This window comes from Paraburkholderia sp. J63, assembly GCF_905220245.1.
Lineage (GTDB): Bacteria > Pseudomonadota > Gammaproteobacteria > Burkholderiales > Burkholderiaceae > Paraburkholderia.
In genome coordinates, this window is the sequence record NZ_CAJMZF010000001.1 from 388,100 (window position 1) to 401,859 (window position 13,760).

The window sequence follows — 13,760 nt, forward strand, 5'->3', positions numbered from 1 at the left end:
ATTGCCCGTTTCCCGCCGCTCGCCAGGGGTTTTCCAGTGCTATGCGCGCCGGGCGGCATTTTCTACGCTCTCCCGCATTCGAACCTCACGCCCCGCAGCCCGGCGCGCCCGCGCGCCGGTACAGATTCCAGTGTCGCCAGTGTGCAGCCCCACACGGACGAACGTTCATGAGTTTCGCGCGCCACTCGCCGGTGAGCGCGGCGCAACGCAGTCCGCGGAGAGGAAATGAAGCGAAATCGTAATGCCAAGATCATAGCGACGCTCGGGCCAGCCAGTTCGGACCCGAAGGTCATCCGCGCGCTTTTTGAAGCGGGTGTCGACGTCTTCCGACTGAATTTCAGTCACGGCACGCACGACGACCATAGCGAGCGTCATGCGGAAATCCGCCGCCTGGAGCAGGAATATGGGCGCCCGGTCGGCATTCTGCTCGATCTGCAGGGGCCGAAGCTGCGGCTCGGCACCTTCGAGAACGGCTCGGCGGAACTCGCCGTCGGGGCCCGTTTCCGTCTCGATCTCGATACGACGCCGGGCAGCCAGGCGCGCGCGCCGCTCCCGCATCCCGAGATCTTCCAGGCCATCAAGCCCGGTTCGGAACTCCTGCTCGACGACGGCAAGATCCGTCTGCGCGTGGAGGAATCGAGCGACAGCTTCGCCGAGACCGTCGTGCTCGCGGGCGGCCGCATTTCCGACCGCAAGGGCGTGAACGTGCCGGGCTCGCACCTGCCGATCTCGCCGCTCACGAAGAAGGATCGCGCCGATCTCGCGTTCGGTCTCGAACTCGGCGTCGACTGGGTGGCGCTCTCGTTCGTGCAATGCGTGGAGGACATCGAGGAAGCGCGCGCGCTGGTCGGCGACCGCGCGTGGATCATGGCCAAGCTCGAAAAGCCGCTGGCGATCGATCACCTCGAAGGCATCGTCCAGCGTTGCGACGGCGTGATGGTCGCGCGCGGCGACCTGGGCGTCGAGCTGCCCGCCGAGCAGATTCCGGAGCTGCAGCGCCGCATCATCCGCGAATGCCGCCGCGTCGGCCGCGTGGTCGTGGTGGCGACGCAGATGCTCGAATCGATGACGAATTCGCCGGTGCCCACGCGCGCGGAAACCTCCGACGTCGCCGGGGCGATCTACGAAGGCGCCGACGCCGTGATGCTCTCGGCCGAATCGGCGAGCGGCAAGTTCCCGCTCGAAGCGGTCACCACGATGAACCGCATCATCGAGCGCGTGGAGGGCGATCCGGCCTACCGCGAGCAGATCGACGCCTCGCATACGCGCGCCGACGCCACGGTCGCCGACGCGATCTGCTGCGCGCTCAGGAAGGCGGTGCAGCTGATCGAGCCGGCCGTGACGGTCACGTATACGAGCTCGGGCTTCACGAGCTTGCGCGCGGCCCGCGAGCGGGCTTCGTCGCGCATCGTCGCGTTGACGCCTTCGGAGACGGTCGCGCGCCGGCTCGCGCTGACCTGGGGCGTGCATGCGGTGCCGCGCGTGGAGGCGTCCAACGTCGACGAGATGATCGGCCTCGCGTGCCGCGCGGCGGTGAGCGAAGGGTTCGGCCGTGAAGGCGATCTTGTGGCGATTGCCGCGGGCCTGCCGTTCGGCGAATCGGGCACGACGAACCTGCTCCAGATCGCGAAGATCTCGGGCGAGGCGTAAAGCCGGACTAGACCGAGAGCGAGAACTGGAAGGACAATGCAGCGCCCCTCACAGCAGCGGCAGCGTGAGCCGGATGTGTTCGGCAAACGCCGCCGTGAGATGTGAGGGGCGCTTGCGTTCGAACTTCAGCGTAATGCCCACGGCGGGCAAGGGCGGCAGCCCCGGATCGCCGTGCAGGATCGCGAGATCGGCGGGCACGGCCGTTTGCGTCATCACCGCGAAGGCCTGCCCCGAGCGCACCAGCGCAGTCAGACCCGAGAGGCTGCTGCTCGCGTAGGCCACGCGGTAAGCGCGGCCGATGCGCTGCAGCGCTTCACATGCGGCCACGTGGTCGAGCGTGTCCGGGTCGGAGAGCGCGAGCGGCAACGGGTCGAAATGCGCGGGATCGAGCCCCGGATAGCCGATCCACACGAGCTGCTCGTGGCGGATGATGTCGTCGTCAGTGTGGTCTTTTGTGGTTTCATGCGCGGCGCCCGTGGTGTCTGTGGCTTCAGGCAGCGAAATCATCGCGAGATCCACGGCGCGGCTTTCCAGTTGCTCGATGAGGCGCGGCGTGGGTCCGCACACGACTTCCACGAGCGCCTGCGGGTGCTGGCGCGAAAACTGGCGCAGCAGCGCGGGCAGAAACACGGCGGCGTAGTCGTCAGGGCAGCCGAAGCGGATCGTCCCCGTCAAGCCCTTGCCGCACAGATCGGCCATGGCCTCGTCGTGCAGCCGCAGCATGCGCTGCGCGTGCATCAGCAGGCGCTCGCCCGGATTCGTGAGCACCACGCCGCGCCCGGTGCGCTGGAACAGCGGCTGATCGACGATTTCCTCCAGGCGCTTCATCTGCTGGCTCAGCGCGGACTGCGTGCGGCCGACGCGGCTGGCCGCGCGGCTCAGCGAGCGCACTTCGGCCACCACGGCAAACGAACGCAGCAGATCGATTTCGAGCGACTGGCTCACGATATTCGCTCCCGGTATCCAACGCCGATATTAGCCATTTTGCTGGCTCGCATTAGAACTATTCGATTCTATAAAACCAGAGCCGCGCCTACACTGCAAGTCATTCCCGCCAGATTCCACCCGTATCCACACGCAACCGCCAGGAGAAGCACGGTGACCCGGAACGACGACGCAACGTTTTGGCGCAACGCCAGGCAGCACCTCATCCGCTACGGCGGCACCTTCGAGCCGATGATCATCGAGCGCGCCCAGGGCAGCTTCGTCTACGACGCCGATGGCCGCGCGATCCTCGACTTCACCTCGGGGCAGATGAGCGCGGTGCTCGGGCACAGCCACCCGGAAATCGTCTCGGTCATCAACGAATACGCGGGCAAGCTCGACCATCTGTTCAGCGGCATGCTCTCGCGGCCCGTGGTCGATCTCGCGACGCGGCTGGCCGACGTCACGCCCGACGGGCTCGATCGCGCGCTGCTGCTCAGCACCGGCGCGGAGTCGAACGAGGCCGCCATCCGCATGGCGAAGCTCGTGACGGGCAAGTATGAGATCGTCGGCTTTGCGCAGTCGTGGCACGGCATGACGGGCGGCGCGGCGTCGGCAACCTATAGCGCGGGGCGCAAGGGCGTCGGTCCCGCGGCGGTCGGTTCGTTCGCGATTCCCGCGCCGTTCGCGTACCGGCCGCGCTTCGAGCACAACGGCCACTACGACCCGCTTGCGGAGCTCGACTACGCGTTCGATCTCATCGATCGCCAGTCGAGCGGCAATCTCGCGGCCTTCATCGCGGAGCCGATCCTGAGCTCGGGCGGCATCATCGAGCTGCCCGAAGGCTATATGGCGGCGCTCAAGCGCAAATGCGAAGCGCGCGGCATGCTGCTGATACTCGACGAGGCCCAAACCGGCGTGGGGCGCACCGGCACGATGTTCGCCTGCGAGCGCGATGGCGTGACGCCCGACATTCTCACGCTCTCGAAGACGTTGGGCGCGGGGCTGCCGCTCGCGGCCGTCGTGACCTCCGAGGAGATCGAGGAGCGCGCGCACGAGCTCGGCTATCTGTTCTACACGACGCACGTGTCCGATCCGCTGCCGGCCGCCGTCGGCCTGCGGGTGCTGGAGGTGGTGGAGCGCGAGGGGCTGGTGGCGCGCGCGAACGTGATGGGCGATCGGCTCCGGCGTGGCCTGCTCGATCTGATGGAGCGTTTCGAGTGCATCGGCGACGTGCGCGGGCGCGGGCTCCTGCTCGGCATGGAGATCGTCAAGGACCGCCGCACGAAGGAGCCCGCCGACGGGCTGGGCGCGAAGATCACGCGCGAGTGCATGAATCTCGGGCTCAGCATGAATATCGTGCAGTTGCCGGGCATGGGCGGCGTGTTCCGGATCGCACCGCCGCTGACGGTGAGCGAGGAAGAGATCGACCTAGGTATTTCGCTGCTGGGGCAGGCGATCGAGCGGTCGCTGTAATCGTCCGTGCGCGCGCCTGGCGCGCGCACGGAACGAAGCGCTTCATCGATCAACCAATCATAAACGGCGGCGCGGCGGCACGCGAAACCAGGTGATCGCCACCACGAGCAGAAACATCACATAGGCCACCGCGAACACCCAGCCCGGAAAGTTGTAGTAGAGCCAGTCGCTGACCCAGCGCTGCACAAAGCCTTCCTGGCTTACGCTGCCGGTACGCAGCCAGTCTTCGAGCACCGTGAGCGGGCACGGGATGTCGAGCACGGCCAGCAGCGCGACGATGCCGATGGCCGCGAGATGCACGATGCGCAAGACGCGATTGCGCACCCAGCCTTGCCCGAACGCCGCGCCCACCCAGATCGCGGCCAGCCCGCCGACGATGAAGAGCACCAGCAGCGCGTGCAGCACGAGAACGATGTTGGCCAGCCAGTTCACGCTACGCTTTCCTGATCGATTGTTTCCACGCGTATTCGCTGCATTTTCCGCGCTTTGCGCATGAGCGGGTGGACACGCACGCATCACGCGCCGGGATACCCCACCCCCAGCATCGGGCATCCGGCTTGCGCAAACGGGGCACCATGCCTTCATGAGCGCCATGCGGCCATGCTTCGCGAACGAATCGGTCTTCTCAGGCAAAAAAAGCAGCAACACACCCAGGGCGGCGAGCAGGACCGCAGCGGCCAGGCCGTGCTCGTGCTCGGCGCGCTGGGCGTGGTGTTCGGCGACATCGGCACGAGCCCCATCTACGCGTTGCGCGAGGCGGCACTTACTGCGCACTCGAACGCCGAGATGGAGATCATGGGGCTGCTCTCGATGATCCTCTGGGCCGTACTCATCGTCGTCGTGCTCAAGTACGCATGCTTCGTCATGCGCGCCGACAACGAAGGCGAGGGCGGCATCGTCGCGCTCACGGCGCTCGTGCGCGCGGGTTTTGCGCGCGCAGGACGGGGCGCACCGCGCGCGCTGCTGCTCGCCGGTCTCGCGGGCGCCGCGATGTTCTACGGCGATTCGATGATCACGCCCGCCATTTCCGTGCTCTCGGCCGTGGAGGGGCTGCACGAGATCAATCCCGCGTTCGGCGCGGCGATCCTGCCCATCTCCGTGGCGATTCTCGTCGCGCTGTTCCTGTTCCAGCGACGCGGCAGCGCCGTGGTCGGCCGCACCTTCGGGCCGGTCATGGCGCTCTGGTTTCTGAGCCTCGCCGCCGTGGGCATCTACCGGATCGTGCTTTATCCGCACATCCTCGCGGCCGCCTCGCCCGCGTGGGCCGTGCGGCTCGCGCTCGCGCGTCCGGGCCTCGCGTTCGCCGTGCTGGCCGCCGTGATTCTCGCCTTGACCGGCGCCGAGGCGCTTTACGCCGACATCGGCCATTTCGGCAAGCGCGCGATCCGCATCGCCTTCTTTGCCGTCGTGCTGCCCGCGATCGTGCTCGGCTATTTCGGCCAGGCGGCGACCATCCTTTCCGATCCCGGCAGCGCGAGCCAGCCGTTCTTCCATTCGGTGCCGCATTGGGCGCTGATTCCCACCGTGGGCATTGCGATGCTCGCGACCATCATCGCTTCGCAGGCCGTCATTTCCGGCGCGTTCTCGATGACGAGCCAGGCCATCGAACTCGGCTTCCTGCCGCGCATGCGCACGATCGAGACCTCGCACGCGCGGCGCGGCCAGGTCTACGTGCCCGCCGTGAATCTGGGCCTGTGCGTTGCCGTAGTGTTCCTCGTGCTGTTCTTCCGCAGCTCGGGCAAGCTCACGTCGGCCTACGGGCTCGCGGTGGGGCTCACGATGCTGACCACCTCGCTGCAGATGCTGGCGGTCTGCCGCAAGGTTTGGGGCTGGTCGCGGCTCGCGACGGCGCTCGTCTGCGTGCCGTTACTGCTCGTGGACCTTCTGCTGGTGGCGGCCAACGTGCCCAAGATTCCGACCGGCGGCTGGTTCCCGGTGACGGCCGGCGCGCTGCTGCTCGTGGTCATGACCACATGGAACCGCGGGCGCGAGCTCGCGGCGCGGCACGCATCGCACGGCGAATCGCTCGACGCTTTCCTGCGCAGAGCATGCGCGGGCGGGGGCGGAGAGCAGGGTGGACAGACCGCGCACGCGCGCGTGCCGGGCACGGCGGTCTATCCCGGCAGCGCGCCGGGCATGACGCCGGCCACGCTCGCGAGCAACGTGGCGCACAACCACGTGCTGCATCGGACGGTGATCGTGTTCGCGAACGTCTCGGAGTCGGCGCCGCAGGCCGATGAAGAAACCCGCATCGACGTACGCGACCTCGGCGACGGCTGCTACGAGGTCGTCGCGCATCATGGCTTTGTCGAGCGTCCGAACCTGCCGCATCTGCTCGAATCGCTGGGCGGCAGGCTGGGCGACTGGCGCTTCGATCCGGCCCAGACCACCTTTTTCCTGCCGCGCGACGAAGAACTGCACCCGCAGGCGAATCGTCATATCAGCAGTTGGCGTCAGCGTCTGTTCGCGTTCATGTCGTTTCATTCGGCATCGAGCGCGGAGTATTACGGCTTGCGGCCCGAGCATGTGGTGGAGCTGGGCGTACAGGTCGCGTTGTGACGTTTCCACGGCACGACCTCAAGGCGGATGATCGCCGTGCTCGAGCAATTCGGGCTCGAAAAACACCCAGCGCGCGTCGGGAAAGGCGTCCTGCAGCGCGTGCTCGATGCGGTCGACGGTGCGCACGAGCTCGTCGGCGCTGCGCTGCGCGACCATTTCCGCCTGAACCGCGACGACGAGACTGTCCGACCAGCGCAGCACGACGAGGCTCACGACGCGCTCGATTTCCTCGCGCGCTTCGAGCCATGCGCGCATCTCGTTGCGCACGCCGGTGCGCGCGGCCTCGCCGACGATCAGCGACTTGATCTCGCGTAGCGACACCACGGCCGTGGTCATCATCACGCAGCCGACGCCAATGCTGCCGAGCGCGTCGAAGCCGGGCCAGCCGGTCGCGGCGGCGAGCGCCGTGCCCGCGAGCGAGACCAGCACGCCCGCGAGCGCGGCGCTGTCCTCGCCGATCGAGAGCATGACCTCGACCTGGCCGGTCTCGCGAAACCATCGCCACAGGCCGCCCTTACGGTGGCGGCGATCGATCGAGCGGATCGAGGCGCGCAAGGCGAAGCCCTCGACGGCGGCCGAGCCCAGCAGCACGCCGGCGGCAATGCCGAGATGGTCGAGCGTGGCGCCATGCCAGAGCCGCCACACGCCGATGCCCACCGAAAGCAGCCCGCCGATCAGGAAGAATTGCAGCGCGACGAGCACGGCGTAGAAATGCGTTTCGCGGCCGAAGCCGAGCGGGTGCATCTCGTCGGGCTGTTCGCTCGAAGCGCGGCGGCCGGCGATGAGCAGCACCTGGTTCAGGCAGTCGGCGCTCGAGTGCGCGGCTTCGGCGAGCGTCGCGCCCGAGTTCGTGTAGGCGGCGGCCGCGAATTTGCAGAGCGCCACCACGATGTTGGAGGCGAGTGCGTAATAGACGGCGCGGGGGACCCTGGCGGACATAGGCGATGAGCGGGGCGTCGGCGGCAGCGCGCACCGCGTCGATTCTTTCGTTGTGTCAGGCAGCGCAAGCGACGTACCGCATGTCTGCGGCCAGCCGGGGGCGTAGTGGCACGTCGCTTGCTCCTCGTGTGTGCCCGGCGATCGGGAGCGGTGGATGCCGCATTGCATCAGCGCGCACGGCATGCACGCCGGGGCTCGCCGGTGCTGATGCCGGCATGCATGGCGCGGGTGTAAAACGAGGACGATATGGCCACGACAGACAGAACGATCGGGACGATCGGGACCAACGGGAACGCTACGATGTCCGAAGCATTTTGCATCGGCGCGTGGGGTCGACGGCTCTTGCTGCGGCGTCTCGCGGCGGCTTCGCTGGCGGGCGCGCGCCTCGGGCGATGCGGGAACCGCTGCTCATGAGCCGCCGCATCGAAGACTACGCGCTGCTCGCGGACGGCCGTGGCGCCGCGCTGCTCAGCCGCGACGGCACGATCGACTGGCTCTGCTGGCCGCGCTTTGACAGCGAGCCGAGCCTTGCGGCGCTGCTCGGTACGTCTGAAAACGGCCACTGGCGCGTGGCGCCCGCCGAGCCCGCGCACAGCATCAGCCGTGGCTACGAAGACGACACGCTCGTGATGCAAACCGATTTCGAATGCAACGGCGGCTGCGTGCGGCTCACCGACTTCATGGCCGTCGAGACGCATGAGCCGTGCATCGTGCGCATGGTCGAGGGACTGCACGGCAGCGTCACGATGCGCGCGATTCTGCATCCCCGTGCCGATGCGGATGCGCCGCCGCCCGTGCTCGTGCCCGAGCAGGGCGTGGTGACGATGCGCACGGCGAGCGGCGCGATGACGCTGCGCGCGGACGTGCCGCTACGCGCGCGCGGACACGCGCTCGAAGCGTCGTTTGCGCTGCAGGCAGGCAAGCGTGTCGTCTTCACGCTGTGCCATGGCGAGGCGCCCGGCATCGACACGGTGACCGCGCCGCTCGCGCTGCAGGACACGCGGCGCCATTGGCGGCACTGGATCGACGGCTTCGACGATCGCCGCACGCATTGGCCGCAGGCCGTGCGGCGCTCGCTGCTCACCTTGAAGGCGCTGATCTACCGCCCGAGCGGCGCGATGGTCGCGGCGCCCACGACCTCGCTGCCCGAGGCGCCGGACGGGGGCATGAACTGGGATTACCGCTATTGCTGGCTGCGCGACGCGAGCTTCGCGCTGGAAGCGCTGATCGAAGCAGGCTTTCACAAGGAGGCGCTGGCCTGGCGCGACTGGCTGCTGCGCTCGCTCGGCGAGACCCTGGACACCTTCCACATCATGTATTGCGTCGAGGGCGAGCGCGTGCCGCGCGAGCGCACGATTCCCGCGCTCGCGGGCTGGCGCGGCGCGGGACCGGTGCGCATGGGCAACGCGGCGGCTACGCAATACCAGCCCGACGTATTCGGCGAGGCGCTCGACTGCCTCTATCTCGCGCGCAAGGCGGGCATAGACTCCGTGGAAGGCGAGGCCGAACTCGAAGCGCGCATCGTGCGCTGGCTGCTCGATCATTACCACCGGCCGGGCTCCGGCATCTGGGAATCGCGCACCACGCCATGCCATTTCACGACCTCGCGTGTGATGGCCTGGGTCGCGCTCGACCGCTTCGTTACGCACTGGCGCGAGGCCGGCCCCGGCCGCGGCGACGCCCTCATGCAGCAGGCAATCGCGCTGCGCCGCGCGCTGCGCGAGGAAATTTTCACACGCGGCTGGAATGCGGAGCGCCGCGCGTTCGTGCGCAGCTACGACGACACGGCGCTCGACGCGAGCGTGCTGCTCATGCCGCTGGTGGGCTTCCTGCGCGCCGACGACCCGCGCATGTCGGCGACGCTCGATACGTTGCGCACCGAGCTCGGCGACGGCGGCCTGATCCGCCGCTGGCGGCGCGGCGGCGAAGCGCCCGACGAGGGTGCGTTTCTCGCGTGCTCGTGCTGGATGGCCGACTGCCTGTATCTGCGCGGCGACGAGGACGCGGCATGCCGACAGTTCGAGCGCGTGCTCGCGGTGGCCAACGATGTCGGCCTGCTCGCCGAAGAATACGACGTGCGCGCGCGTTGCCTCGCCGGTAATTTTCCGCAGGCGCTCACGCATATGGCGGTCGTCAAGACGGCGCTGCTATTGAGTGGGACTGCGAAGCGTCATCGCAGCGCGGCGGCGTACTAATACACGAGCGCGCGCTGCTTCGGCCTCGCTCACTCGATGCTCGGGAAGTAGTCGTCTTTGTCGGCGCGGAAGGTCGCGTCGTCGAGCGCCACGTCGAACGAGCAGGCGCTGCCTGGCTTCGCGGGATCCTCGCATTCCTCGAAACGCGTGCGCACGCGCTGGCGGATGCGTTGCTGGATGGTGCGCCGTTGCACGGTATCGAGCGCCGCGTAGCCTTCGAGCTGCGCACGTGTCGCGCGGATCGTGGCTGCGCAGCGCGCATCGAGCGTGGAGTCGCCATGCGATTCCACCACCCAGGAAAGATGGACGGTAACCGTGTCGCCTTCTTCAAGGAGACTTACGGTGGAAGTCTTCGGAGAGTCGAAGAGATTGGCCAGTGCGATCTGGATCTCTTCGAGCCGTTGGTCGAAATCGAATTTCTTCATCTTCATAGTCTCTCCATCGGCGTATGGGATGGCCGCCGGGGGTTGCTTGATGGTGTTGCTGCATGCAGTTGCCACATGCAGTTGCCGCAAAGGGGCCGCACGCGTCATAGCTTCACGCCGCCTGCTTCGGGTGGCTCGGGTGGCTCGTCCTGGCCGCCGCCTGGCGCGGGCGCATCCTCTTCCCAGTGCGCGCGCGTGCCGTAGTACTCGTGCAGCGTGGTGGCCCAGCCGATATCGGCCATCGCGGGCCAGTGATCCTTGTCGAAGCCGGGCGCCTGCTTGACCTTTTCGGCGCTTACGTTGAGCACGAAGCACTTGTGGGTGGTATCGAGCGTGAGCGCGGGCCAGGGCAGCGCCAGCAGCTTGCCGCCGAGACCGAGAAAGCCGCCGCACGACATCACCGCGTAGACGATGCGCCCGCTCTCGACCTCCAGCATGATCTGCTTGATCTTGCCAACTTCTTCGTTATCCGAACTGAAAACGTTATCCCCAACGAGCGTGCTCGCCCCCATGAGATCGGGGCCGGGACCGGCAGCGGTCTGACTGCCCTTACCGACGATACGCGCCCCGATGTGCGGCGAATCGGGCGGAGAAGCGGGGTTCATAGGCATGATGTGCTCCCTCAATTAATGGTTCTGTCGACACCTTGTTTGTCGCATCGCGCGTGCCTCAACTATGCGGGCATGCCCTATGCGTGCGATTCAACGTTGGTGCTGCACCCATGCCAACGACTTGAGACCTGCCCCAAGCGATGCATACGACCGAAACGCAATCCATCGTCGAAACCGACCTCCCTGCGCGGCTCGACCGCCTGCCGTGGGGCCGCTTCCATGTGCTGATCGTCGTGGCGCTCGGCGTCACCTGGCTGCTCGACGGGCTCGAAGTGACGCTCGCGGGGGCGGTGGCGAGCGCGCTCAAGACGAGCCCGATGCTCCATTTCGACAATACCGAGGTGGGTCTTGCAGGCAGCGCGTATATCGCGGGCGCGGTTTGCGGCGCGCTCGGCTTCGGCTGGCTCACGGACCGGCTGGGGCGGCGCAAGCTCTTTTTCATCACGCTCACGGTCTATCTGCTCGCCACCGCCGCCACGGCGTTCTCGTGGAGTTTTGCGAGCTTCGTGGTGTTTCGCGCGCTGACCGGCGCCGGCATCGGCGGCGAGTACGCGGCCATCAATTCGACCATCCAGGAGTTCACGCCGGCGCGCGTGCGCGGCTGGACCGACCTCGGCATCAACGGCACCTTCTGGGTGGGCGCGGCCATCGGCGCCACGGGCTCGCTGGTCGTGCTCGAGCCGCATCTGCTGCCGCCCGACTGGGGCTGGCGCGTGTGCTTTTTCATCGGCGCCGTGCTCGCGCTCATCATCCTGCCCATGCGCACGTGGATACCCGAAAGCCCGCGCTGGCTGCTCACGCACGGCGAGCACGACGAGGCCCGCTCCATCGTCGAGTCGATCGAAGCGCGCTTTCGCAAGGCGGGTCACGTGCTCGGCGAACCGGCGGGCAAGCCGCTGCGGCTGCGCGCCCGCAGCCATACGCCGCTCGCCGGGGTGCTGCGCGCGATCTTCGTGCAGCACCGCCGCCGCGCGGTCGTCGGCCTCTCGCTGATGACGGCCCAGGCGTTCTTCTACAACGCGATTTTCTTCACCTACGCGCTGGTGCTCACGGACTTCTATCACGTGCCGGGCGGCGACGTGGGCTTCTATCTGCTGCCATTCGCGCTCGGCAATTTCCTCGGGCCGCTCGTGCTCGGGCGTCTCTTCGACGTGCTCGGCCGCCGCAAGATGATTGCCGCCACCTATGCGATCTCGGGTCTGCTGCTGACGGGTAGCGGCTATCTGTTCGCGCACGGCTTGCTGACCGTCACGACTCAAACCCTCGCGTGGATGGTGATTTTCTTCTTCGCGTCGGCGGCCGCGAGTTCGGCTTATCTGACCGTGAGCGAGTCGTTCCCGCTCGAAATCCGCGCGCTCGCGATTGCGGTGTTCTATGCGTTCGGCACGGCGCTCGGCGGCATCGTGGGGCCGGTTTTCTTCGGACATCTGATCGATACGCACCAGCGCGGCGAAGTGCTCACGGGCTACCTCGTGGGCTCCGCGCTAATGCTGGGCGCCGCGCTGATCGCCGCGATCTGGGGTGTGGACGCCGAGCGCAAGTCGCTGGAGCACGTGGCCGCGCCGCTTTCGGCGGTATCGGATGAGTCGTGAAGGGAGCGCCGTGGGCGGCGTCTGGCCGCCTGCATAGTCTTATCCTTTCCAAAATATAGAAAAACAATATTTTCCGAATGGTTTTTGAATCGATAGATTGTTTTCCATTGATCGACCATTCATCCACATCAGGGAGTTCCCTCATGACTTTTTCGATTGCAGGCCGCTGCGCCCGCACGGGCGCCGTGGGCGGCATCGTGACGAGTTCGAGCATCGCGGTGCCCAGCCGCTGCCTGTGGGCGAGCCGCGACGGCGTGGTGCTGAGCCAGAACGTGACCGATCCGCGCCTGGGCCAGATCGGCCTCGACGAACTGGCGCGCGGCTATGGCGCCCAGGCGGTGCTGGAGCGCCTCGCGCATGCGCGTGCGCACGGCCAATGGCGCCAGCTTGCGGTGCTCGATGCAGCGGGTTTCAGCGCGTGGCGCACCGGCGAGCGCGGGCTAGGCCTCCATGCGGGCGCGAGCGGCGCCGATTGCGTGGCGGTCGGCAACCTGCTCGCGAATGAGGGCGTACCGGCCGCGATGATCGAGGCGTTCGCCGAGCACGCGTCGCGCGCCTTGCCGGAGCGTCTGCTGCGCGCGCTTGAGGTGGGGCTGGCCGCGGGCGGCGAGGCAGGCCCCGTGCATTCGGCGGGTCTCTGCGTGTTCGACGGCGCGAGCTGGCCCGTTGCCGAGCTGCGCGTGGACTGGAGCGACCAGCCGATTGCCGACTTGCGCGCGCTGTGGACGCGCTACGAACCGCAGATGAACGACTACGTCCTGCGCGCCACCGATCCCACGCGGGCGCCCTCGTATGGCGTGCCCGGCGACGAGTGATTTTCACGAAGTTTCATTAGGGCGCCTTCGAACGCCCTTCGATTGCTTACGTAAATAATTCAGTTTTGTACGCACCGCGGTACGCGTTACCGCATCGATCAAACCGGTTGCCGCGCGCGGCACCGAACACAGAGGCAAACATGAGTCATACCCGCATTCGCAAGTTCAACACCCGCGAAACCTATCCCGAGCAAAAGCTCGATAACGACCTGTGCCAGGCCGTGGTCGCCAACGACACCGTCTACGTGCGCGGCCAGATCGGCCAGGACCTCGATACGCGCGAATCGGTCGGCATCGGCGACGTGACCGCGCAAGCCGAAAAGGCCATGGCCAACATCGCGATGCTGCTCGAAGAATCGGGCAGCCGTCTCGAAGACATCTGCAAGATCACGATCTTCCTCGTGGACGTGCGCTATCGCGAAGCCGTCTACAACGTGGTCGGCAAATGGCTCAAGGGCGTGTTTCCGGTTTCGACCGGCCTCGTGGTCTCCGCGCTCGCACGGCCCGAATGGCTCGTCGAGATCGATGTGATCGCCGTGATTCCGCGCGATCGTCAGCATTAAAAGCCACGCCG

At 67.1% G+C, this 13,760-nt stretch carries 12 protein-coding genes; 7 read left to right on the forward strand and 5 right to left on the reverse strand.

The window, feature by feature from the left end:
- Nucleotides 1-225: 225 nt before the first annotated feature.
- Nucleotides 226-1,650 (forward strand): pyruvate kinase, encoded by a 1,425-nt coding sequence (pyk, locus tag U5775_RS01715; protein WP_322056386.1) that lies wholly within the window; start codon nt 226-228, stop codon nt 1,648-1,650.
- 48 nt (nt 1,651-1,698) lie between these two features.
- On the opposite strand, the gene U5775_RS01720 is transcribed toward pyk, so the two are convergent.
- The gene (locus U5775_RS01720; protein WP_322056387.1) at nt 1,699-2,595 is read right to left on the reverse strand and encodes a LysR family transcriptional regulator; all 897 of its coding nucleotides are present in this window, start codon (nt 2,593-2,595) and stop codon (nt 1,699-1,701) included.
- A 153-nt stretch (nt 2,596-2,748) separates the two neighbouring features.
- Between U5775_RS01720 and U5775_RS01725 the strand changes: the two genes are divergently transcribed.
- Nucleotides 2,749-4,050: an aspartate aminotransferase family protein gene (locus tag U5775_RS01725; RefSeq protein ID WP_322056388.1), complete on the forward strand. Its 1,302-nt coding sequence runs from the start codon at nt 2,749-2,751 to the stop codon at nt 4,048-4,050.
- 57 nt (nt 4,051-4,107) lie between these two features.
- Here U5775_RS01725 and U5775_RS01730 read toward each other — a convergent pair whose 3' ends face one another.
- On the reverse strand, nt 4,108-4,482 hold the full coding sequence (locus U5775_RS01730; RefSeq protein WP_322056389.1) for a DUF2784 domain-containing protein: 375 nt from the start codon (nt 4,480-4,482) through the stop codon (nt 4,108-4,110).
- A gap of 168 nt (nt 4,483-4,650) precedes the next feature.
- Here U5775_RS01730 and U5775_RS01735 point away from each other — a divergent pair, with 168 nt between their 5' ends.
- Entirely contained in the window at nt 4,651-6,609 is a 1,959-nt protein-coding gene (locus U5775_RS01735) for a potassium transporter Kup (protein ID WP_322056390.1), read from the forward strand.
- Between the two features lie 18 nt (nt 6,610-6,627).
- On the opposite strand, the gene U5775_RS01740 is transcribed toward U5775_RS01735, so the two are convergent.
- A complete protein-coding gene (locus tag U5775_RS01740) occupies nt 6,628-7,548 on the reverse strand; it encodes a cation diffusion facilitator family transporter (protein ID WP_322056391.1) in 921 nt (306 codons plus the stop codon).
- Nucleotides 7,549-7,958: 410 nt separating this feature from the next.
- Between U5775_RS01740 and U5775_RS01745 the strand changes: the two genes are divergently transcribed.
- Complete coding sequence (locus U5775_RS01745) at nt 7,959-9,743, forward strand: glycoside hydrolase family 15 protein (protein WP_322056392.1); 1,785 nt, start codon at nt 7,959-7,961, stop codon at nt 9,741-9,743.
- Nucleotides 9,744-9,772: 29 nt separating this feature from the next.
- Here the strand turns inward: U5775_RS01745 and U5775_RS01750 are convergent, their stop codons facing one another.
- Nucleotides 9,773-10,174 carry a DUF3022 domain-containing protein gene (locus U5775_RS01750; protein ID WP_322056393.1) on the reverse strand — a complete coding sequence of 134 codons (402 nt, stop codon included), beginning with the start codon at nt 10,172-10,174 and terminating at the stop codon, nt 9,773-9,775.
- Nucleotides 10,175-10,272: 98 nt separating this feature from the next.
- The gene (locus tag U5775_RS01755) at nt 10,273-10,779 is read right to left on the reverse strand and encodes a PRC-barrel domain-containing protein (RefSeq protein ID WP_415913493.1); all 507 of its coding nucleotides are present in this window, start codon (nt 10,777-10,779) and stop codon (nt 10,273-10,275) included.
- A 140-nt stretch (nt 10,780-10,919) separates the two neighbouring features.
- Here U5775_RS01755 and U5775_RS01760 point away from each other — a divergent pair, with 140 nt between their 5' ends.
- The 3 genes from U5775_RS01760 to U5775_RS01770 all read left to right on the forward strand — a co-directional run bounded on the left by U5775_RS01760 (nt 10,920) and on the right by U5775_RS01770 (nt 13,749).
- Nucleotides 10,920-12,371, forward strand: coding sequence for an MFS transporter (locus tag U5775_RS01760; protein WP_322056394.1), 1,452 nt, complete (start codon nt 10,920-10,922; stop codon nt 12,369-12,371).
- Between the two features lie 143 nt (nt 12,372-12,514).
- The gene (locus U5775_RS01765) at nt 12,515-13,186 is read left to right on the forward strand and encodes a DUF1028 domain-containing protein (RefSeq protein ID WP_322056395.1); all 672 of its coding nucleotides are present in this window, start codon (nt 12,515-12,517) and stop codon (nt 13,184-13,186) included.
- 140 nt (nt 13,187-13,326) lie between these two features.
- Nucleotides 13,327-13,749 (forward strand): RidA family protein, encoded by a 423-nt coding sequence (locus U5775_RS01770; RefSeq protein ID WP_322056396.1) that lies wholly within the window; start codon nt 13,327-13,329, stop codon nt 13,747-13,749.
- Nucleotides 13,750-13,760: the final 11 nt, after the last annotated feature.